Origin of the sequence: Stenotrophomonas sp. FR012 (genome assembly GCF_047520565.2) — a bacterium.
In the GTDB taxonomy this organism is placed as follows: Bacteria; Pseudomonadota; Gammaproteobacteria; order Xanthomonadales; family Xanthomonadaceae; genus Stenotrophomonas; species Stenotrophomonas sepilia.
Genome location: NZ_JAXBQL020000001.1, coordinates 544,493 through 564,714, shown reverse-complemented (window position 1 = coordinate 564,714; position 20,222 = coordinate 544,493). Strand labels below are relative to the sequence as shown.

Here is a 20,222-nt window from a genome sequence, read left to right as displayed (position 1 = left end):
GGTGGTGCGGGCCGCCGGCCGGCTCCCCGGGGACCACACGATTGCGGGCCAGCGGCCGGCGCTACCGAATGAATCCTGCAACAGGAAAGGCCGGGGTCTCCCCCGGCCTTTCCACTCATCCCATCACCGCAATCAGGCGATCGCTTCCTGGTAACGGCGCTCGACTTCATTCCAGTCGATGACGTTGAAGAACGCGCCGATGTATTCCGGGCGGCGGTTCTGGTACTTCAGGTAGTACGCGTGCTCCCAAACGTCCAGGCCGAGGATCGGCGTGTTGCCTTCCATCAGCGGGCTGTCCTGGTTGCCGGTGCTCTCGACCACGACCTTCTTGTCCGGGGTCACGCTCAGCCATGCCCAGCCACTGCCGAAACGGGTCAGCGCCGCCTTGGTGAAGGCATCCTTGAACTTGTCGAAACCGCCCAGGTCCTTGTCGATGGCCTTGGCCACGTCACCCACCGGGTTGCCGCCCGCGTTCGGGGCCATCACGGTCCAGAACAGCGAGTGGTTGGCATGGCCACCACCGTTGTTGCGCACCGGACCCTGCAGGTTCTCCGGCAGCGACTTGAGCTTCTTCACCAGCTCTTCGACCGGCAGGTCAGCGTATTCGGTGCCTTCCAGCGCCGCGTTGACGTTGTTGATGTAGGTCTGGTGATGCTTGGTGTGATGGATTTCCATCGTCGCCGCATCGATATGCGGCTCCAGCGCGTCGTAGGCGTAGGACAGCTTGGGCAGGGTGTAGGCCATGATGCATCTCCTGATTGCGAGGGCACCCGACGATGTCGGGCGGTGCGCCGTGAATGATGGGGACAGACCCGCAGATTACCAAGGGGGATGTAAAGGAAATTGCGTCCTGCCAGTGAGCACGACGGCAATTGTTACGCAGCAGTGACGCGGCGCCCTCCTCATGTGCCATGCAGCGCGCAGGCGCTACAGTGCATGTACCACCCTCGCCCGCCCCTGCCCATGCGCAACCCCCGGCTGCTGATCACCGCCATCGCCCTGCTGCTGCTCGGCCTGGTCGCCAACCATTTCCTGCAGCGGCCGCCGACGCCGCAGTTCGCACCGGACCTGCAGGGAACACCGACCGCACGGGCGCCTGCCACGGCCACGCCCGGACGGGACAACGGCCTGCCCGCGTTCCTGCCCACCGAAGCACGCCAGACCATTGCCCTGATCCAGCGAGGCGGTCCATTCCCGCACCGCCAGGACGGCACCACCTTCGGCAACCGTGAACAGCAATTGCCGCAACGTCCGCGTGGCTACTACCGCGAGTACACCGTCGACACCCCCGGTGCACGCACGCGTGGCACGCGCCGCATCGTCACCGGCGGCGATCCGCCGGAGGCGTGGTACTACACCGACGACCACTACGAATCGTTCCGCAGCTTCACCGTACCGGCCCAGGGAGCGCAGTGATGAGCCACGATGATTTCGGCCTCGGCCTGCATGACATCAACAATGCCGGCGTCTATGCCATCGACAGCGATGACATCGGCGCGCTGGCCGCAGCAATGCGCGATGCCAGCCTGAAGGTGATCCGCATCGATCTGGAGGGCGTGACGGACAAGCGCACCCTGCTCGCCCGGCTCGCCGCGCAACTGGATTTCCCGGCCGGTTTCGGCGGCAACTGGGATGCACTGTCGGACAACCTGCGTGATCTGCAATGGCTGCCAGCCAACGGCTACGCGCTGTTCCTGGCCGACGTGGATGCGCTGCGTGCCGGCGCACAGAAGGACTTCGACACCCTGCTGGACGTGATGGATGAAGCCAGCCGCGATTGGGTGGGTCGCGATGTGCCGTTCTGGGTGTTCCTGTCGCAGAGCACGTAAGGTCAGTGCCTGGGTAGAGGCCGACCTTGGTCGGCGCTTCTGTGCCAACCAAGGTTGGCATCTACCAAAGCACGCCAGCACGACCGCCACATCCCGCTGTGGGTCCAGCGAAAAGCCCCCTTGTTGTTCAAGGGGGCGCGCCAACGGCGCGGGGATAAGGGAACATGCGTGGACAACGGCAGCCGCTAGCGGCTGCCGTTGTCTTCCTGCAGTTCTTTCTTGAACGGAATGTCCGGCGGCGGCCGTGCCACGGCCGGCTGGTCCTGCATGTTGGGGTTGGTCAGGCCACAGCCACCGCCGGCCTGCAGGATCGAAATGACGCAGGAAATCCTCGTGTTGGTGCCCGGCAGTGGAATCTCCATCGCCTTGACGCCCTTGCGCACCCATTCGGCCAGCAGCGATTCCTGTGGCACCCAGTACTTGTCGAACGACGTCGGCGTGTAGTCGTACGGCGGACGTTTCAGCCATGTGCCCGATTGCGCGATGCGCTCCTTGCTCCAGCCGTCGTTGGCGCCACCGGGCGCACCTCGCTCGGCGTGGCCGTCGCCGTCCTGGCCCGGCACGCGTACGCTGCCATCGGCATTGAACAGGCCATTGCCCCTGCCGGTGGCACTGGCCTGGCGGGCACCGCCATTGCTGCCGTCGCGGCGGCGGCTGGAAGATCCCCAGTCATCGCCCTTGGCCGTCGCCCAGTTGCCGGGATCGGGGGCCGGGCGCGCTCCTGCGTTTGCCGGTGTGCTGCTGGAGGCTGACGGACGCGTGCTGCTGCTCGTCTGCGCCGCGCGGCCTTGGGCCGCAGCCGCAGGCGTCACGGTGGCACTGCCACTGGAGGATGCCGGTGCCACCGCCGGTGCCGGGGCCACTTCACGCTCCCGCACCTGTACATCACGGCCGGTGGGCGCGCGTACGGCGGGCTCACGCCCGGCCACCGCCGCCATCCGCACCTGCGGATCGGCCACGGCCTGCACTTCACGTTCACGCACCTGCACGTCCTGCTGTGGCACGCGCACCTGCATTTCAGGGCTGCGCAGCGGTTTGGGCGCGACGGGCGCTTCGACGATGCTGACTTCGCGTTCGCGCACCTGGATGTCACGCACCTGCGGCGTGCGCACGGCCAGTTCCGGGCTGCGCATCTGGCTTGGCGTCGGCGGCGCCTGCACCGGCTGCACGCTGCGCTCGCGCACAACGGGCGTGCTGTCACGTGGTACGACGCTGACTTCGGTTCGCGGCACGCTGACCGGCGGCACCACGAAATCCGTGCTGGCCTGCGCCACCTCGGTGGCCTGGACCGGTGAAGGCGGCGGCGCGGCAACCGGCGCCGGCTCGGCTTCGGCTGGCGGCGGAGGAACACCGGCGGTCGGCGCGGATGCAGGGGAAGATGCGGCGGCTTCGGCAGCCGCCGGACGCGGGGCAGGAGCTGTGGCGGCGTCCGCCTGCTGCCCCGTCGCAACCCGACCTGCCGCAGCGGCCGCAGCGACTTCGGCGCCGGGCTGATCGCCCCCGCCTTCCTGGGTCGCGCGGCCGACGAACTCCACCTGCACGCGCTCGCCCTCGGCGCCCTCTTCGTCTGGCGCAGTGGTGCGGATCACCGCCACCCACAGCAGCAGCATGAAGAACAGCAGGTGCAGCAGTGCGCTGATCAGCGCCGAGGTCCAGCGCATCCAGCGCTGGTCGCGCGGCGCAGCGTCCCAGTCCTGCCAGAACAGACGGCGCAACGCCTGCCACGGTGACAACTGCGGCGATTGGCCTGGCCGGCCGGGCAGCGGACGCGGCAGCAATACCGCAATCACTTCGCGGGCATGCAACGGCCGCGGCAGCGGCCCCAGCGAGCGCAGCCACAGCGCCCAGCCATAAGGCAGGCGCGTGGTCTTCTCAAGGACGGCGCGGGGCTGCTGGCGGGCCAGCAGCAGATCGATGAGTTGCTCGGCCCGGGTCAGAGGCACGCGTCAGCGATCAGGCGACGTTGTCGCGCGGGATGTACGGCGCGTGGCCGCTGTCGTGGTCGGTCGCGTCGCGCACGGCGGTCACGCCCGGCACACGGCCCATCAGGGTCTTTTCGATGCCCTGCTTGAGCGTCACGTCGGCCATGCCGCAGCCCTGGCAGCCACCACCGAAGCGCAGCAGCACCACGCCGTCGGCCGAGACTTCCTGCACGGCCACCTTGCCGCCATGCGAGGCCAGCTGCGGATTGACTTCGTTCTCCACCACCCAGTGCACGCGCTCGACCAGCGAGGCCGCATCACCGGGCGCTTCACCCTTGATGCGCGGCGCCTTGATGGTCAACTGCTGGGCACCGGCGGTGCCGGCGACGATGTCGATCTCGGCACCGTCGAGCCAGCCAACGCTGCCAGCATCGACATAGAGGGTGAAGCCATCGCAGTCCACCGCCCACTCGTCGCCCAGCAGGTCGGTGGGTTCGGCGAACTCCAGCCGGGCATCGGCGCGCGGAGTACCGGGGTCGACCGCGCTCAGGCGCACGCCCATGCCAGGCACGCCCTCGCGTTCGATCAGCTTGCGGAAATGGGTCTGGGCAGTGTCGGAGATCTGGATCATCAGGCTATTCTAGCCAAGTAAGCGTCAGCCGCTCATTCGGTTTATACACCGTCCGGCGCATTGTTCAGTCAACACGAGGTGGAGATTCCCATGGCCGACCTGATTCCACTGGCCCAGGCCCGTTGCGTGCCACGCAAAGGCAGCGACCACAAGCTCGGCGAAGCCCGCCTGGCCGAACTGCTGCCGCAGGTTCCCGGCTGGGAGCTGAGCGAGGGCGGGCAGGCCCTGACGCGCACCTTCCGCTTCAAGGATTACTACGCCACCATGGCCTTCGTGAACGCGCTGGCCTGGATTGCCCATCGCGAGGACCACCATCCGGACCTGGGCGTGCACTACGACCGCGCGGTCGTGCGCTTTTCCACCCATGACGTGGGCGGTCTGAGCGAGAACGACTTCATCTGCGCGGCCAAGACTTCGGCCCTGACGGAGCAACTGCCATGAACGTACGCTTGCTGAGCCTGTCCCTGATCGCTGCGGCCGGCCTGGCCGGCTGCGGCTCGTCCGAACCGCCGGCACCACCGCCGCCGCCGCCAACCGAAGTCGCAGCAGTGAAGACGCCGCCGCCGCAGTACCCGCTTGAACTGGCCTGCATGGGCGTGGGCGGCACCAGTACGTTCAAGGTGACCATCGGCACCGACGGCAAGCCGAGCGAGGTCGCCCTGCTGACTGGCGCGGGCAACCCGCAGCTGGACGAACTGGCCAAAACCGCCGTGCAGGGCTGGCAGTTCAAGGCCGCGACACGCAATGGCCAGGCGGTGCCGGCCACCATCCAGGTGCCGGTCAGCTTCAACCCGCCGCAGCCGAAGCCGGACCAGTGCTTCGCCATTGAAGAGCGCCTGCGCCGCGGCGGCTGATCGCACGCACCCGACGAGGCCAGCCGGCGCCCGCCTCGCCCTCGCCGCCCCGGCCCTGTCCGGGGCGGTTGTCTGTTGACCAGGACTGCGTCGGTAGATGCTGCAGATTCCCCCCGAAAACATCTGGATTGCGCTGGCGGTCACCCTCGCGGCCGGCCTCGCCACTGCGATCGGCAGCCTGCTGGTGCTGTTCTCGCGCCGCCCCAACCCGCGCCTGCTGGCCTTCGGCCTGGCCTTCGCCGGCGGCGCGATGGTCTATGTGTCGCTGTCGGAAATCCTCAACAAGTCCATTGCTTCGTTCGCACTGGCCCATGGCGAACGCACCGGTTTCACCTACGGCACCCTGGCGTTCCTGCTGGGCGTGATCGTGATCGTGCTGATCGACCACTTCATTCCCAACCCGCATGACAGCCTGGACAAGCAAGATCCTGCGTTCCGCGAGAACAGCCGCGAGTACCTGAAGCGGGTCGCGCTGCTGACTTCCGTCGCGATCACCGCGCACAATTTCCCGGAAGGGCTGGCGACCTTCTTCGCCACGCTGGAAAGCCCGTCGGTGGGCATGCCACTGGCCTTTGCGATTGCCATCCACAACATCCCCGAGGGCATCGCGATCGCGGTGCCGGTGTACTTCGCCACCCAGAACAAGGCCTATGCATTCAGCGCCAGCCTGCTGTCGGGTCTGGCCGAGCCGGTGGGCGCGGCGCTCGGCTACTGGTTGCTGTCCGGGTCGCTTTCGCACGCCACCTTCGGCTGGGTGTTCGGGCTGATTGCCGGCGTGATGGTGTTCCTGGCACTGGATGAACTGTTGCCGGCCGCCAAGCGCTATGCGAAGGGCCACGAGACCGTTTATGGGCTGGTGGCGGGCATGGGCTCGCTGGCGATCAGCCTGGTGCTGTTCAAGTGGTGAGGGATTTGCAGCCAACGGGCTGAGCCCCCTCGCGGCTGGTACGTCCCACAGTATCGAGAGGTCACGGGCGGGTATGGGCCTACGCTGCGGATGTCCGGGTCCGCCTTGTAGCGAGCCGAGCACCGCAGGTCCGGCGAGGGCGAAGAGGCGCGGGTGTCTGAGCGCAGCGAGTTCCGCGCCGTCCCTCGGCGGACCGAGGAGCGCAGGGCACCGGCGCGCGGCGCCGGCTCGCGGATGGCGGCGTGTTTCTTTGGTTACTTTCTTTGCACGAGCAAAGAAAGTGACAAGCCCACTCTCCGCAGGGAAGCGACGGCGCCGACCAAGCACCCGGCGCCGCCGAACCGCCGTCAGCGCAGCCGGTCCAGCGCCTCGACCAGCTCATCGGCCAGCGGCGCGTTCAGCACATACGGACTCTTGCCGTCGTCCAGTGCAAACTCCAGCGAGGCCGCGTGCAGAAACAGTCGCTTCAGTCCGATCTGCTCACGAAGCCGCTTGTTGACCGCAGGATCGCCGTATTTGTCGTCACCGGCCACCGGATGGCCCAGATGCTGGGCATGCACGCGGATCTGATGGGTGCGGCCGGTTTCGATGCGCACCTCGCAGTACGAATGGCCGCCGCGGCGCTCCAGCACCCGGAAGTGACTGATCGATTCCTTGCCGATCGCATTGACCTGTACATGGCGCTCGCCGCCCTGGCGCAGGCCCACGTGCAGCGGCGCGTCGACGGTCATCACGCCGTCCGGCATGCGGCCGGCCAGCAGGGTCAGATAGCGCTTGCGGATGCCGGCGCCGTGGTCTTCACGCAACAGCGCCTGCAGTTCGCTCAGTGCCGAACGCTTCTTGGCCACGATCAGCAGGCCCGAGGTGTCGCGATCCAGCCGATGGACCAGCTCCAGTGTCTGTCCCGGGCGCAAGGCGCGCAGGGTCTCGATGGCACCGAAGCTGATGCCGCTGCCGCCGTGGCTGGCCACGCCGGAGGGCTTGTTCAGGGCCAGCAGCCGGGCGTCCTCGAAGACGATGGCCTGCTCCAGGCGGCGCATGAACGCCTCTGGCGGACCGGCCTTGTCTCCTTCCTCGCTGAGACGGACCGGCGGCACACGCACCTCATCGCCCGCCTCCAGCTTGCGCTCGGCCTTGGCGCGGCCGCCGTTCACCCGAACCTGCCCACTGCGCACCAGCTTGTACACCAGACTGCGCGGGGCTCCCTTCAGCTGGCCGAGCAGGAAGTTGTCCAGGCGCTGGCCGGCGCGGTCGGCGGGAACGGTGATCATGCGCACGGAAGGCTTGTCGCCAGCGGGTTTGGTCGGGTCTTGGGCGGTCATCAGGCTGTTTATTCTGTTACACTCGGGGGGCGAGATAAGGGATTGATTTCGTTGGAAGTTACTCAGGGCCAGAAGCCCAGCTTCCGACGAATCCGGCACAGTGCGCGACCACCGCCCGCGGGGCGGCCATGTTAGCGGCTCACCGGCCTTCCCGGCCATCGCCGGATGCCTGACACGCAACCGTGCTGAACATGTCCCGCGTGGCGCTCCAGCCTGGCTGACAGCTGCCTGCGGCCCTGCAACACCCAAAAACCCATAAGAGTGAAGCGCTCCCGCGGCCTGCCGTGGTGTCGTAGCGCTGGAAACCCAAGCCGCCCTCCCCGCGCTTGCGCGAATGGGCGGCGAGCCGTGTCCAGAGGCGAAACCCCATGGCGTTCCGCGCGGTAGCCGCTTGCGAGGAACGCAACAATGAAGCGAATGCTGATCAACGCCACGCAGGCTGAAGAGCTGCGTGTTGCCATCGTGGATGGCCAGTCGTTGTATGACATCGACATCGAACAGCCGTCGAAGGAACAGAAGAAGTCCAACATCTACAAGGGCCGGATCTTCCGCATCGAGCCCTCGCTGGAAGCCGCCTTCGTCGAGTATGGCGGTGGCCGCCATGGCTTCCTGCCGCTGAAGGAGATTTCCCGCGACTACTTCCAGGCCGGTGTCGACCACAACAAGGCCGGTATCCGCGAGCTGCTGAAGGAAGGCCAGGAGATCGTTGTCCAGGTCGACAAGGAAGAGCGTGGCAACAAGGGCGCCGCCCTGACCACGTTCATCTCGCTGGCCGGCCGCTACATGGTGCTGATGCCGAACTCGCCCAGCGCCGGCGGTGTGTCCCGCCGCATCGAGGGCGAAGACCGTGCCGCGCTGAAGGAGGCCCTGGACAAGCTGAACATTCCCGACGACATGGGGGTGATCATCCGCACCGCCGGCGTCGGTCGCGATGCGGAAGAGCTGCAGTGGGACCTGGACTACCTGCTCAACGTCTGGCGCGCCATCGCCGAAGCCGCACTGAGCAAGCCGGCCCCGTTCCTGATCTACCAGGAATCACGCCTGATCGTGCGCGCCCTGCGTGACTACCTGCGCGCCGACATCGGCGAGATCCTGGTGGACACCGAGGAGATGTACGAGCACGCCCGCGAGTTCATGCAGCAGGTGATGCCGCAGACCCTGCGCAAGCTCAAGCACTACAAGGACGACATCCCGCTGTTCAACCGCTTCCAGATCGAGTCGCAGATCGAAGGTGCCTACGAGCGCAACGTGCGCCTGCCGTCGGGTGGCTCGATCGTGGTCGACCAGACCGAAGCACTGACCGCAGTCGACGTGAACTCCTCGCGCGCCACCAAGGGCAGCGACATCGAGGACACCGCGTTCCAGACCAACCTGGAAGCGGCCGAGGAAGTGGCTCGCCAACTGCGCCTGCGCGACCTGGGCGGCCTGGTGGTGATCGACTTCATCGACATGGCTTCCAACAAGCACCAGCGCGAGGTCGAGAACCGCCTGGCCAACGCGCTGAAGTACGACCGTGCCCGCGTGCAGGTCGGCCGCATCTCGCGCTTCGGCCTGCTGGAAATGAGCCGCCAGCGCCTGCGCCCGAGCCTGGGCGAATCCAGCCAGATCGTCTGCCCGCGTTGCGACGGCCACGGCCGCATGCGCAGCGTCGAGTCGCTGTCGCTGTCGATCATCCGCGTCGCCGAAGAGCACGCGATGAAGGAGAACACCGGGCAGGTGCTGGTCCAGGCGCCGGTGGAGATCGCCAACTACCTGTTGAACGAGAAGCGCAGCGCCCTGCGCGAGATCGAGCAGCGCCACGAAGCGCCGATCGTGATCGTCGCCGACGAGCAGCTGCACACCCCGCACTATGCCGTCACCCGCCTGCGTGAGAACGAGCTCGGTGAAGAGAGCAGCAAGCCCAGCTACCAGCGCGGCACCCCGCGCAAGCTGCCGGTGCACGCCCTGACCAAGGGCCAGCTGAACATCCCGCCGCCGGCCGTGACCCAGGTCAAGCACACCTCTCCCGCCCCGGTGCGCGAGGAAGCGGCTCCGGCTGCAGCCGCTCCGGCTCCGGTCGTGGCAGCGCCAGTGGCGCCGGCTTCGAGCGGCGGCGTGATCGGTTGGCTCAAGCGCGTGTTCGGTGGCGAGCCGGCACCAGCGCCGGCTCCGGCCGCCCCGGCTCCGCGCCAGCAGCAGGACGGTGGTCGCAAGGACCGCAACAAGGATCGCAACAAGGATCGCAAGGACCGTCGCGACGAAAACCGTGGCAACGGTGGCAACGGTAACGCGCAGCAGCAGAAGGATGGCGGCAACCGCAAGGACCGTGGTGAGCAGCGCAACAAGGACGGCCGCAACGGCAACAACGGCAATGCCCAGCAGCAGCCACAGCAGGGCAGGCAGAAAGAACCGCAGCAGAAGGATGGCCAGCAGCAGCCGCAGCAGCAGCACAAGCCGCGCAACGAGCAGCAGGGCCAGAACCAGAACCAGAACCAGCCGAAGCTGAAGCAGCCCAAGCAGCCGCGCCAGCAGCAGGACGGTGACAAGCCGGCCGAAAAGCCGCAGCGCAGCGCCGCCGAGCTGCCGGCCGAGGCCGTGGCGGCAGCCGTAGCCGCTACGGCCGTCGCTGCCAACGTCGTGACCGCGCAGGAAGCCACTGCGCCGGTGGCGCCGGTTGCACCGGCTGCCTCCGCTCCGGCGGCAGTCACTGCACCGGCCGACAGCACTGCCAACGCCGCCAATGAGGCCGAGGCGATTGCCGTGACCGGTGAAGAGGCTGCCCTCGACGCCAACGGCGAGCAGGCCGGTGAAGGCGCAACCCGCCGCCGCCGTGGCCGTCGTGGTGGCCGTCGCCGCCGTCGTGGTGGCGCCGAGAACGCTGCCGGCAGCGATGGCCTGGGCGATGATCAGGACGACGCGGACGACGGTGATGACACCGATGCCGCTGATGTCGCCGGGCAGAGCAACGACAGCGTTGCCGGGACCACTCCGGTGGCCGCGGCACAGCCGGCGCGTTCGCAGCCGGAGTTCGAATTCGATGACGAAGCCGAACCGACCGCTGCCGAAGCCGAGAAGCCGGTCCGCGCCGCCGCCGCTGCTGTCGCCGCACCGGTCGCGGTGGTGAGCAGCGCCGTGATCGACGCTCCTGCACCGGTCGTGGCGAAGGTACAGGCTCCGGTCGAAGCCGTCGCCAAGGCCGAACCGGCGGCGTCGCCGGTGCAGACCAGCATGCTTGATGCCATCGACGCTGCAACCCCGGCCCAGCCAGCGGTAGCGGCAGCCCCGGCGGTCGAAGCGAAGCCGGTGGTGGTTGAGGCTGCCCCGGTCGCTGAAGCCACTGCGGTGGTCGAAGTGAAGTCGGCCGTGGCCGAGGCCGAGGCTGCTGCGGTCGTGGAATCGAAGCCGGAGATCGCTGAAGCCGCTCCGGCGGTCGAAGCCAAGCCGCTGGCCGTTGAGGCTGCCCCGGTGGCGGAAGCCGCTCCTGCATTTGAAGCCAAACCGGTCGTCGAGACCGCACCGGTCGCCGAACAGCCGGTCGCGCCGGTGGCAGTTGAAGCGGCACCGGTGGAAGCTGCGGCCCCGGTTGCCAATGCAGTGGTGACACCGTCGATCGATCCGGTCGCCGATGGCCACGCCGATGCGGCAGCCCAGGCGGCCGAAGCCAAGGCCGACGAAGAAGGCGAAGAAGGCGCCAAGCGCACGCCGCCGGCGAACTGATCGCGCTTTGATCGCGTGAAAAAGCGGCGGGGATCGATGATCCCCGCCGCTTCTGTTTGTGCGCTGGGCGCGTGCAGCGCTCTGGGAGGCCAACCCTGGTCGGCGCCGTTGTTGGAGCGAACGCGGACACGTCCGTGCCAACCCAGTGTGGCACCTACCAGGACATCAGCGCGTCGGAGCGAACTGCAGGCGGGTCCACACGCCGTAGTGGTCCGAGGCCCAGCGACCGCTGTCATCGGGCTGGTCGAACAGGAGCTTGGCCTCACGTGCAACCATCGCGTCCTGCTGGAAGAAGATGTGGTCGATCCGCGAGGCCACCGGGTAGTAGTGCCTGTTCAGCGTACTGACCCCGGCCAGGTCGGTGTTGACGTGCACGCTGCCGTAGCTGTCACCGTAATGGCTGCGCAGCTCGCTCAGGTCACTGGCATCGACCAGTGCGTTGAAGTCGCCCGCGATCACCACCGGTGCGCCGGCCGAGGTGCTGGCGATGAAGCGCAGCAGGTCCTCGACCTGGGTGCGACGGATGCGCTGGCCATTCTCGTCGCTGCGCTCGTTGAAGTGGGTGGCATAGACGTTGACCGCCTTGCCGTCCACATCGATGCGCAGATGGGCGACCGTCCGATAATCGTCCAGCGGCCGCAACAGGTGCTCACCTTGGGCGAGGATCGGGCGCCGGCTCAGCAGCGCGTTGCCGTAACGTTTCGGCGCGCCCACCGGATCGGTGGAGACGAAGATGTACCTGTAGCCCAGCTGGCTGGCCAGCCACTGTGCCTGGTTGCGCACGTTACGGCGTTGGATCACCTCCTGCAGGGCAACCGCATCCGGCTGCAGGCGCTTGAGTTCGGCCAGGATGGTGCGGCGGCGGCTCGGCCAGTCCTCGCGGTCGTGATGCAGGTTGAAGGTCACCATGCTCATGCCTGGCGCGCTGGCGACGTCAGCCGCCGTCGCGGCGGTTGGCACGGCTGCCATCACGGCACCCGGCAATGCCAATGCAATGGCCAGTCCCAGGGCACGCACGGCCGCGCGCACCCTTGCCCCCTGCTGCTTCATCGTTACTGCCCCTTGCGCTCGGCGCGGCGCACCGCGCCCGGTACATCGATCTCGACCCGCGCCGGCAGCTGGTGCACGTGCAGTTCCCTGTTGGTCCATTCGGCCGCTTCGCCGTTGATGGTCGCCTCGCCCGGATCACCGGCGTACGGCCACGGCAAGACCACGCCACCGACCGGTGGCACCAGGCCCGGCTGCACCTCCAGCACCAGCTGCTTGTCGCTGCGCTGCAGGTGGTAGTTGAGCTGGCCCTGCGGCGTGCGCAGGCCCTGCACGGCGATGCCCTCGCCCTGCAGCCAGGCGGTCGGAATGCCGGCGGCCAATACCAGCGCATCGTCCATGTCACGGCTGTAGGCGAACATGTCCAGGGCCGAGCGCACGAAGTCCGAGGCCACCCAGGCATGCGGCAGGTCACCGACGAAGAACGGCTTGCGTGGCGTGCGCGAGACCACTTCGGCCCACTGGTTCCAGGCCTGCGGCGTACGGTCCTTGAAGAAGAACTCAGTCGCCTGCCAGGCGCGATCGCGCCAGCCGAGGCGGACGAAGGCGGCCACGTTGCGCCACTCGTAGGGCGTGTAGTCCTTCCACTCGCGCTTGCCATCGCGACGGGCCACGAACTCCTTCCAGTAGCGCTCGAAGGTGGCATCGAGCGCCTGCTGCGGAAGGCGCCCCTGTTCACCGCCCGGAGCCAGCGCGATGGTGGTCGAGGTCGCATCGAAATCGCCCAGCTCGGCCGAGCCCGGCAGGTAATCGATGTTGTGCTGCTGCATCGCCGACAGCAGTGAGGCCTGCAGGTCATCACGGAACTGGTCACGCGATTCGGCAATCTGCATGGCTTCGACCTTGCCCAGCTGGGCCGCCAGCGATGCCGCATCCTTGTAGCCGCGCAACGCCCAGAAATTGTCCCAGTACGAATGCATCGGCTTGGCCGAATAGCCTTCATGGCTGATAGAGGCCGGCATCATCCCGTAGAACGCCGGATTGCGCGCCCGATTCTCGTCCGTGCGCTCGCTGGCGCGCAGTTGCTCCATGTAGTTATAGGCGCCCTGCACATGCGGCCACATCAGTTCGGCGAAGGTGCTGTCACCGGTATAGCGCCCATATTCGGCAATGCTGTAGATCAGCTCGCCATGGCTGTCGTTCTCCGGCACCGGATCGCTGCCACGTGCATCGACACAGCACGGCACCTTGCCATTCTCGAACTGATAGGGCGCATACCAGTTGATGTAATCACGCACCGCATCACTGCGCCCCATGCGCAGCAGGCCCTCGGAAATCATCGCGCCATCGCGGATCCAGCTGCGCGCGTACGAGCGCGTGCCCGGCTGCAGGCGCGGGCCGACCCGCGAGATCAGCATATGCGCCACGGCGGTGCGCAGGGTATCGACCAGTGCCTGGCCCGCAGCCGGTACCTGCAACGAGACCACCCCCAGCTTCTGCCGCCACTGCTCTGCGACCTGCGCCTGCGCCTTGGCCACATCCAGCGCCTGCGGCGCCCAGCCTCCGGTCTGTGGCAACACCACCGCCACTTCTCGGCTCTGGCCAGGCTCCAGCCTGATCGTATACAGCAGCGCACCGGACGCCATGCCGGTGCTGTCCTTCACCGCCGTGCTGGCCGGGTATTTCCCGGAGGCCAGATGCATCGCGTCGAGCTTGCCATCGAACGTGCTGGCGAAGCGCGCATCCGGCACTTGCAACGGATAGATGCGCGGCTCACCGTTGATGCGCACCAGCTGTTCGCCCACATCCAGCGCATCGATGCGACTGAAGCCGCCGACGGTGTTGAGGAACTGGGTCGGCGGGTTCACCTGCCACGGCCGGATCGCCAGCGCCAGGGTGTACTCGTGCGCCACCTTGTCCGGATTGCTCAACCGGTAGCGACCGATCAGCTGCGCGCGCTCCGGCGTGCCCTGCACGAAGCTGGTTACCGCCAGGCCGGCCTTCTCATGCACCCAGTCGACATTGGCGATGGGCAGGTAGCGATCCTGCAGCGACTGGGTGATGGCCACCTTCGACCAGTCCAGCAACTTGCCGTCCACGCGGATGAACGGCTCGATGCTGAAACTGCCCTTGGCCGGTTCCAGCGCACCGTCCTCGCTGATCAGTGCCTGCTCCTGGCCGCCATCGAGGCCGAGCAGGGTCCAGTACGGCTGTTCGCCCACATATGCGCGCGGCAGCGAGCCGCGCGGCAGGTCGGCCGCCACCGAGGACAGGAATGCGTTCGGCGTGGCCGCGAACGCCAGCGGCTTGAGCGTGATGTCACGGATGCCATAGCGCCAGTTCGGGCCATCGTGCAGATCGAAGCGCACGTAGCGCGCGTCGGTATCCGGCAGCGCCAGCCAGTCGCGGCCGCCCGCACCGCCGGCCACCTCGCGCACGGTGCGCCAGTCCCGGCCATCCTCGGACGTACGCACGGTGTAGCGATTGGCTTCCAGGTTCGGCAGCCAGTCAATCACCGCACCGCCGATCTCGCGGCTCTTGTGCAGGTCCAGGCTGATGGTCTGCTGCTTGACCCCGCCACTGATCCAGAACGTATCGCTCTTTCCGTCAATCATCCGGTCCTGCAGCGCGGTGGCGGTGTCGGCGATCACCGATGGCACCAGCGCCGAATCATCCTGTGGCGGCAGGCCCTGCAGGGTCAGCTTGTCGAAGCACACCGTGCCGCGGCCGCCGACCTTGCTGTAGATCGTGAACTCGACCGCAGCGCTGCGCGCCATCTCCTTCTCCGGCGACGGCCCCCACGCCTTGTCGATCTGGCGACGGCGGTATTCGACCGGCGTCCACGCCTTGGGGAAGCTGTAGCCCGGGTGATTGACCCACCAGACATTATCGCCGCTGGCATCGATCAGCTTGAACTGCAGGTCGTTGCCCGGCGAATCTCCCCGCAGCTGGAAGCCGAAGCGGTAGTTGGCCGGGTACTCGATGCCCAGCGCGCGGCGGATGCCGACGTAGCCCGACACCTTGTGGAAATCGTAGTCCAGGCACAGCGCGCGGCCGCCACCGGCACCGCTCACCGGCCGCAGCGAACCGCTGACCTGGTCGGACAGCACCAGCTTCCAGGCGCCGATGTCGTCGAAATCGTCCAGTACCTTCGGCGCCGGCAGTGCCGGTGGTGCGGCGATCGCCAGGGAAGTCCACAACAGGCCCAGTCCAACGGCGATCGCTCGCTTCATCCCTTGACGCTCCCCAGCAACAGACCTTGGATGTAGTAACGCTGCAGCACCAGGAACAGTGCCAGCACCGGAACCACGGTGACGACCGCGCCAGCCATCATCATTTCCACGTCCATGATGTGCTCGCGCGAGAGGGTGGCCAGCGCCACCGGCAAAGTGTAGTGCTCCTGGTCGGTCAACACGATCAGCGGCCACATGAAATCGTTCCATGCACCCATGAAGGTGAAGATCGCCAGGGTCACCAGTACCGGCTTGAGCATCGGCAGCACGATCTGGAAGAAGATGCGCAACTCCCCCGCGCCGTCGATGCGCGCCGCTTCAAGCAGCTCGTCCGGGATCGAACGCGCGTACTGGCGCACCAGGAAGATGCCGAACACGCTGGCCAGCGCCGGCACGATCACCCCGCCAAAGCTGTTGACCAGGCCCAGCTGCTTCATCAGCAGGAACAGCGGCAGCATCGCCACCTGCGCCGGAATCACCAGTGCTGCCATCAGCACCTGGAACAGGCGTTCGCGGCCAACGAAGTTGAGCTTGGCGAAGGCGTAGCCGGCCATGGTGTTGAGCAGCAGCGAACCCAGCGTGATAGCCAGCGACACCAGCAGGCTGTTGGCGAAGTTGCCGCCCATGCCGGTGCGCGCGAACAGCTCGTGGTAGTTGTGCGTGGTGATGCTCGAAGGCAGCAGTGGCGGCGGGAAATGACTGGCCTCACCCTGCGGCATGAACGAGACCGAGAGCATCCACAGCAGCGGTGCAAGGCTGACCAGGGCCAGCACCAGCAGCGCACCATTGATCATCCACGGATACCAGCGCGACTGGCCGATTTCACGACTCATACCAACTGCCTCTTGCGGCCGAAACGCAGCATCACGGTGGTCACCGCCAGGATGATCAGGAACAGCAGGAACGCTACAGCCGATGCGCGTCCCAGGTTCCACCACTTGAAGCCTTCCTCGAACATGAAATACAGCACGCTGACGGTGCTCTGCAGTGGATCGCCGCGGGTCATGACGTACGGCTCGGCGAACAGCTGGAAGTAGCCGGACACGGTGATCACCCCGACCACCAGCAGTACCGGGCCGAGCATCGGCAGGGTGATGTGCAGGAACTGCTTCCAGCGCGAAGCACCGTCGATGCGCGCGGCTTCGTACAGGTCATGCGGGATCGCCTGCAGGCCGGCGAGGAAGATCACCATGTTGTAACCGAAGTTCTTCCACACCGCGAACAGCATGATGGTCGGCATTGCCCAGTTGGGATCACCCAGCCAGTCGATCGGACTGATGCCCAGGTGGCCCAGCCCGTAGTTCACCAGGCCATAGCTGGTATGGAACAGGTAGCGCCAGATCACCGCCACCGCCACCAGCGTGGTCACCACCGGCGCGAACAGTGCCGTACGGAACAGCGCCTTGAAGCGCGCGGCCGGTGCGTTGAGCAGCATGGCCGCGCCCAGCGACACGCCGATCGACAACGGTACGCCGATCAACACGAAGTAGGTGGTGTTCCACAGCGACTTCCAGAACATCGGCGTCTGCAGCAGGTCGATGTAGTTCCCCAGGCCGACGAAGCGCAGGTTGCTGCTGTCGGCCAGTGCATAGAGGTCGAAGTCAGTCACGCTCAGCGCCAGCGCCGAGGCGACCGGCAGGCCGAAGAACACGCCCAGCACGATCAGCGAGGGGCCGGCGAAGATCCAGCCGGCCAGCGAAGTACGTTTCATTGCGCGCTCCCGGCGGCCACTGCGCTGCTCGAGCGCGGCGACGGCGCGCGCTCCTGCAGGCGTTGTTGTTCATGCATCCAGCGGCGCTTGGCCAGCACCTTGTCCACGCGCTGGTCCAGTTCGGCCACGGCCTTGTCCTGCGGCAGGCCACCACGCACGACCTTCTCGGTGACAATGCGCATTTCCTGCACGATGCGCTCCCATTCGAGCACCTTCGGCGTCGGCTTGACCCGCTCCAGCTGATCACGGAACGCGGCGGCCAGTGGATCGTTGGCCAGCGACGGCGCGTTCCAGGCACTGCGGCGCGGCGGTAGATCGCCGATGATCGAATGGAAGCGTGCCTGGATTTCCGGGCGCGACAGGAATTCGATCAGCTTCCAGGACGCCTCCTTCTGATGCGATTTGCGGAAGATCACCAGGCTGGTGCCACCGGCGATGCCCGCGCCCGGACCGTCCGGCCCCGGCAGCGCAGCGGTGCCCCACTGTCCTTCCAGTTCCTTCGGCTGCAGTTTCTTGAACTCGCGGATGTTCCAGGGACCGGAGATGTAGAACACGTTGAAGCCGCGGAAGAATTCATCCCAGACGTTGGAGATCTGTGTCTCGGACATCTTCGGCGCCCAGCCCTGCTCGAACATGTTGGCGTAGAAGGACAGCGTGCGGCGGAACCCCGGGCTGGCGAAATTGCCGCGGGTATCGTCGTCGCGCAGCAGCGGATCGGGCTGCTGCAGGGCCAGCGACAGCTGCTGCTCGAACTCATTGATCGGCATCAGCACCGCGTAGCGGTTCGGGCCCTGCATGCGCTTGATCGCCGCCATCTGCTCCTCCCACTCCGGCCACGTGCGCGGCGGGTGGTCGTAGCCGGCCTTGGCCAGCAGGTCCTTGCGGTAGTAGATCAGGCGCGTATCGACGTACCACGGCACGCCGACCAGCTCACCGTGGATCACGTTGGTGTCCCAGATGCCCTGGAAGTAATCTTTCGGGTCGACCACGGTGGAGCGCTGCACGAACGGCTGCAGCGGGGTCAATGCATCGAGTTCGGCGAACTCCGGCACCCAGGTATTGCCGAGCTGGCACACGTCCGGCAGTCCGTCGGCAGCGAACGCGGTCAGCAGCTTTTCGTGCGCGGCGGTCCACGGGATGTTCTGCACATCCACCTTGATGCCGGGATTTTCGGCCTCGAACTCGTGGATCAGCTCGCTGACCACCTCGGCTTCGCGGCCCATCGCCCAGAAGCGCACGGTGGTGGTGCCCGGTTCGGTGCGGGCGCAGCCGGCCACGGCCAGGGCGGCCAGGGCAGGCAGCGCCCAGCGGCGCAGGCGGTCGATCCAGTTCGGCATCGGGTTACTTGCCCTGGCCTGTGGTGCGGTTGGCATTGTTCTTCTGTTCCTGCGCGGCAGCCGCGCGTGATTCGGCGATACCCACCGCGCGTGCTGCCGCGGCCTTTTCGTCCTTCTGCAGTTCCAGCGGCTGGAACGACCCTTCCGGCGCCAGCCAGCCGCCGCTGAATCCGGCCCGCTCCAGGCCCTTGCGGATGTACGGATTCTTCTTCATCACTTCCCAGACGAAGTCGTTGCGGTAGTTGGCGATCATGGTCAGGATCGGCCCCTGGTCGATGGCGATGTAGTCGCTGGCGACCCAGCCGCGATCCGGCACCAGGCGACCGGTCTTGATCGGGATGTCATAGTTGAAGCTGGGATTGAACGAATCCAGGAAGCCGTAGCTGGAATAGATGTAGTCGCCGTAGCGCTTGTGCATTTCCAGCGTGGCCGGGATCACCTGCTCGGGCGCGAACACCACCGAGGCGATCGCCGCAGTCGGGGCAATGGTGCCGTCATCGAAGTTCTCGCGCAGGCCGGCGCCGCGCGAGGAGTAATGGCGGAACTGGCGCTGTTCGCCGCGGTACTCCTGCGTGGTGTTCTGCGGGCCATCACTGGCGGTCAGGCCCCAGACGTTCTCGCCATAGTCCTTCCACTGCATCGGGTTGGCGATGGCGTATTCGCGCTGGGCCAGCGCGGCCGAGCGGCTGTTGAGGAAATAGGTGCTGCCGCGCTCGCGCATGTACGCGTCCTGGATATCGCGGAAATCGATCCAGACGTGGCTGTACTGGTGGCCGAACAGCGGGCCGAAGGAAAGGTATTCCTGGCCCTGGTAGACACCCCAGTCGTTGTCATAGGTGCGCGTCCACACCGTCCACGCGTCCGGGCTGACCGGGTGCGTGGGCGAGCCCAGGGCGAGGATGTAGACCATCATCGCCTCGTTGTAGCCCATCCAGTCGTGGTCGATGAAGCCGCTCTCGGGGAACCAGCCCATCGAGATCAGCGGTGCACGCTGCTGCAGCCACGGCCAGTCGACCTTCTTGTACAAGGTATCGGCAATCTGGCGGATTTCCTTCTCGCGCGGATCGTCACCGTCGTAGTACGACTGCGCGAACAGCACGCCCATCATCAGCAGTGCGGTATCCACCGAGGACAGTTCGACCCAGCTGTCGTAGCGACGGCCTTCCTGCATGTCCAGGAAGTGATAGTAGAAACCCTTGTAGCCCGCCTTGCCGGTGCGCTGCGGGCCCATCGGCACGTCGCGGAAGAATTTCAGGGTGGTCAGGGTCCGGTCGATCGCCTGGTTGCGGCTGACCCAGCCGTTCTCGATACCGATGGGATAAGCGGTCAGCGCGAAACCCACCGACGCGATGCTTGCGAACGGCCGCGACGGATAGCGGTCCGGGGTCAGGCCATTGATCTCGTTGGTGGTGTCCCAGAAGAACTGGAAGGTGCGGCGCTCGATGTCATCGAACAGCGGCGGCAGCTCCGGCTTCATCGGCCGCGGCGGTGCATCGGCCTCGATCAGGATCACCGGCGGACGCGGCTTGGCAGGCTCCTGCTGGGCCGGCTGGCAGGCGGCGACGGCCAGGCTCAACGCTGCCGCGGACAACAGATGGCGTGCCTGCATGGCGCGGTTCCTCCGGTGGTCTGATCGATGGGAAAGCATACCGTCCAATGATCTGAAATCGTTTACAAGATGCGCTCTTAAAAAACCACGAAAAACGTGGTTTGACACCGCGATCATTGCCCACGCCGCTGCCCCCTGCCCGGCAGCGGCGTCGGCAATGGCCGGCCCCGTGCCGGTCCATTGC

16 protein-coding genes are annotated in these 20,222 nt (G+C 66.6%); 6 read left to right on the top strand and 10 right to left on the bottom strand.

Annotation, left to right across the window (positions count from 1 at the left end; translation table 11 throughout):
- Positions 1-132 precede the first annotated feature (132 nt).
- The gene (locus ACM0O9_RS02735; RefSeq protein ID WP_005410310.1) at positions 133-744 is read right to left on the bottom strand and encodes a superoxide dismutase; all 612 of its coding nucleotides are present in this window, start codon (positions 742-744) and stop codon (positions 133-135) included.
- Positions 745-963: 219 nt separating this feature from the next.
- Between ACM0O9_RS02735 and ACM0O9_RS02730 the strand changes: the two genes are divergently transcribed.
- Positions 964-1,416, top strand: a complete 453-nt coding sequence (locus ACM0O9_RS02730; protein WP_065178290.1) for a guanyl-specific ribonuclease — start codon at positions 964-966, stop codon at positions 1,414-1,416.
- On the top strand, positions 1,416-1,829 hold the full coding sequence (locus ACM0O9_RS02725) for a barstar family protein (protein WP_065196636.1): 414 nt from the start codon (positions 1,416-1,418) through the stop codon (positions 1,827-1,829). The genes ACM0O9_RS02730 and ACM0O9_RS02725 overlap by 1 nt, the downstream gene beginning before the upstream one ends.
- Before the next feature lie 185 nt (positions 1,830-2,014).
- On the opposite strand, the gene ACM0O9_RS02720 is transcribed toward ACM0O9_RS02725, so the two are convergent.
- Entirely contained in the window at positions 2,015-3,772 is a 1,758-nt protein-coding gene (locus ACM0O9_RS02720; RefSeq protein ID WP_414603768.1) for a hypothetical protein, read from the bottom strand.
- 10 nt (positions 3,773-3,782) lie between these two features.
- On the bottom strand, positions 3,783-4,382 hold the full coding sequence (locus tag ACM0O9_RS02715; protein ID WP_049417239.1) for an NfuA family Fe-S biogenesis protein: 600 nt from the start codon (positions 4,380-4,382) through the stop codon (positions 3,783-3,785).
- A gap of 90 nt (positions 4,383-4,472) precedes the next feature.
- Between ACM0O9_RS02715 and ACM0O9_RS02710 the strand changes: the two genes are divergently transcribed.
- The 3 genes from ACM0O9_RS02710 (at position 4,473) to zupT (ending at position 6,143) form a co-directional block, all read left to right on the top strand.
- Positions 4,473-4,823, top strand: coding sequence for a 4a-hydroxytetrahydrobiopterin dehydratase (locus ACM0O9_RS02710; RefSeq protein ID WP_021203009.1), 351 nt, complete (start codon positions 4,473-4,475; stop codon positions 4,821-4,823).
- Positions 4,820-5,236 carry an energy transducer TonB gene (locus ACM0O9_RS02705; RefSeq protein WP_065178285.1) on the top strand — a complete coding sequence of 139 codons (417 nt, stop codon included), beginning with the start codon at positions 4,820-4,822 and terminating at the stop codon, positions 5,234-5,236. Before ACM0O9_RS02710 ends, ACM0O9_RS02705 begins: the two co-directional genes overlap by 4 nt.
- A gap of 97 nt (positions 5,237-5,333) precedes the next feature.
- Complete coding sequence (gene zupT, locus ACM0O9_RS02700; RefSeq protein ID WP_065186060.1) at positions 5,334-6,143, top strand: zinc transporter ZupT; 810 nt, start codon at positions 5,334-5,336, stop codon at positions 6,141-6,143.
- Between the two features lie 347 nt (positions 6,144-6,490).
- On the opposite strand, the gene ACM0O9_RS02695 is transcribed toward zupT, so the two are convergent.
- Positions 6,491-7,465, bottom strand: coding sequence for an RluA family pseudouridine synthase (locus tag ACM0O9_RS02695; RefSeq protein WP_031269982.1), 975 nt, complete (start codon positions 7,463-7,465; stop codon positions 6,491-6,493).
- Between the two features lie 408 nt (positions 7,466-7,873).
- Here ACM0O9_RS02695 and rne point away from each other — a divergent pair, with 408 nt between their 5' ends.
- Positions 7,874-11,161, top strand: a complete 3,288-nt coding sequence (gene rne / locus ACM0O9_RS02690) for a ribonuclease E (protein ID WP_111200746.1) — start codon at positions 7,874-7,876, stop codon at positions 11,159-11,161.
- Positions 11,162-11,326: 165 nt separating this feature from the next.
- Here the strand turns inward: rne and ACM0O9_RS02685 are convergent, their stop codons facing one another.
- Genes ACM0O9_RS02685 through ACM0O9_RS02660 form a run of 6 tightly spaced genes read right to left on the bottom strand, consistent with a single transcriptional unit; the run spans position 11,327 to position 20,038 of the window.
- Entirely contained in the window at positions 11,327-12,211 is an 885-nt protein-coding gene (locus ACM0O9_RS02685; protein ID WP_065178282.1) for an endonuclease/exonuclease/phosphatase family protein, read from the bottom strand.
- Positions 12,212-12,213: 2 nt separating this feature from the next.
- Complete coding sequence (locus ACM0O9_RS02680; RefSeq protein ID WP_065178281.1) at positions 12,214-15,381, bottom strand: discoidin domain-containing protein; 3,168 nt, start codon at positions 15,379-15,381, stop codon at positions 12,214-12,216.
- The gene (locus tag ACM0O9_RS02675) at positions 15,378-16,214 is read right to left on the bottom strand and encodes a carbohydrate ABC transporter permease (protein ID WP_005417620.1); all 837 of its coding nucleotides are present in this window, start codon (positions 16,212-16,214) and stop codon (positions 15,378-15,380) included. The genes ACM0O9_RS02680 and ACM0O9_RS02675 overlap by 4 nt, the downstream gene beginning before the upstream one ends.
- Complete coding sequence (locus ACM0O9_RS02670) at positions 16,211-17,092, bottom strand: carbohydrate ABC transporter permease (RefSeq protein WP_005410323.1); 882 nt, start codon at positions 17,090-17,092, stop codon at positions 16,211-16,213. The genes ACM0O9_RS02675 and ACM0O9_RS02670 overlap by 4 nt, the downstream gene beginning before the upstream one ends.
- Positions 17,089-18,429, bottom strand: coding sequence for a sugar ABC transporter substrate-binding protein (locus tag ACM0O9_RS02665; RefSeq protein ID WP_329888854.1), 1,341 nt, complete (start codon positions 18,427-18,429; stop codon positions 17,089-17,091). The genes ACM0O9_RS02670 and ACM0O9_RS02665 overlap by 4 nt, the downstream gene beginning before the upstream one ends.
- A gap of 4 nt (positions 18,430-18,433) precedes the next feature.
- Positions 18,434-20,038 (bottom strand): glucoamylase family protein, encoded by a 1,605-nt coding sequence (locus ACM0O9_RS02660; RefSeq protein WP_005417626.1) that lies wholly within the window; start codon positions 20,036-20,038, stop codon positions 18,434-18,436.
- Between the last annotated feature and the right edge of the window lie 184 nt (positions 20,039-20,222).